1 protein-coding gene is annotated in these 1,232 nt (G+C 65.3%); it reads left to right on the top strand.

Going from position 1 to position 1,232, the window contains the following annotated elements; translation table 11 throughout:
- Positions 1 to 55: 55 nt before the first annotated feature.
- Positions 56 to 1,232, top strand: a protein-coding gene (locus tag BKG60_RS03520) for an IS3 family transposase (RefSeq protein ID WP_120764811.1) whose coding sequence is annotated in 2 segments (ribosomal slippage) — positions 56 to 329 and positions 329 to 1,232 — 1,178 coding nt annotated over the 2 segments. Because the reading frame shifts where the segments join, the coding sequence is not laid out codon by codon here. This gene is flagged as partial in the annotation.

Consider the following 1,232-nt stretch of genomic DNA (forward strand, 5'->3'; position numbering starts at 1 on the left):
CTGAACCACCCCGGGTTTGATGCACACCTTCTTTCGAGGGAAGGTTGTTCGCATCATGCCGAAGAAGTACGACGAGGAGTTCAAGGCCCGGGCGGTGCGGTTGGTCACCGACCATCTCGAGGAGTACGAGACCCGCACGGCCTGCATCACCGCGGTGGCCAAGCGGTTGGGGGTGTCCTACGAAACGCTGCGCCGGTGGGTCAACCAGGCCGAGGTCGACACCGGGGTCCGCGACGGGGTGCCCACCGATACGGTGCGCGAGTTGCGCGAACTCAAGCGTAAGAATCGTGAGCTTGAGGAAACCATCGAAATCCTCAAGGCGGCAACAAGTTTCTTCGCGCGGGAGAGCGACCCGCGACGCCGCTGATCTGTGGGTTCATCGCCGAGCATCGCGCTCGGTTCGGGGTCGCTCCGATCTGTCGCGTGCTCTCTGAGCACGGCGTCAAGATTGCCCCGAGAACCTTCTACGCCTGGCTGGCCCGACCCCCGTCGGCGCGGGCCCTGTGGGACACCGTCATCACCGAGGTGCTGGCCGGCTACTACGAAGCTGACGAGCATGGCCGTCGCAAGCCCGAGGCGTTGTACGGCGCGACCAAAATGTGGGCCCACCTGCAACGCCAGGGCATCACGGTGGCCCGCTGCACCGTGGAACGCCTCATGCGGGCCAACGGCTGGCAGGGAGTGACCCGCCGCAAGAAGGTCCGCACCACGGTCTGTGATCCGGCCGCAGCGCGTGCGGCGGATCTGGTCAAACGCCAGTTCCGAGTGCCGGCCCCCAACATGCTGCTGGTGGCCGACTTCACCTATGTCCGGCTGGCTAGCGGGGTGTTCGTCTACACCGCGTTCGCCATCGATGCCTACGCCGGGCGGATCGTGGGCTGGACCTGCTCAGCCAGTAAGGAGGACCGGTTCGTCCGCCACGCCATCCGGCACGCCGCACAACTGCGGTCTAACGAAGGTAATCCGTTGTCCGGCAGCACTGTTCACCATTCAGATGCGGGTTCGCAGTACACGTCGGTGCGGTTCGGGGAAACCCTTTCGCTGTCCGGGTTGGTGCCCTCGATCGGATCGGTCGGCGACGCCTTCGATAACGCTCTGGCCGAAACGACGATCGGGTTGTACAAGACCGAAGCCGTCCGCGACGATTCACCGTTCCGGCGGGGCCCGCTGCAGCGGCTGGCCGACGTGGAACTGCTCACCGCCGACTGGGTGCACTGGTACAACACCGACCG

The organism is Mycobacterium syngnathidarum (assembly GCF_001942625.1).
GTDB classification, from domain to species: Bacteria; Actinomycetota; Actinomycetes; order Mycobacteriales; family Mycobacteriaceae; genus Mycobacterium; species Mycobacterium syngnathidarum.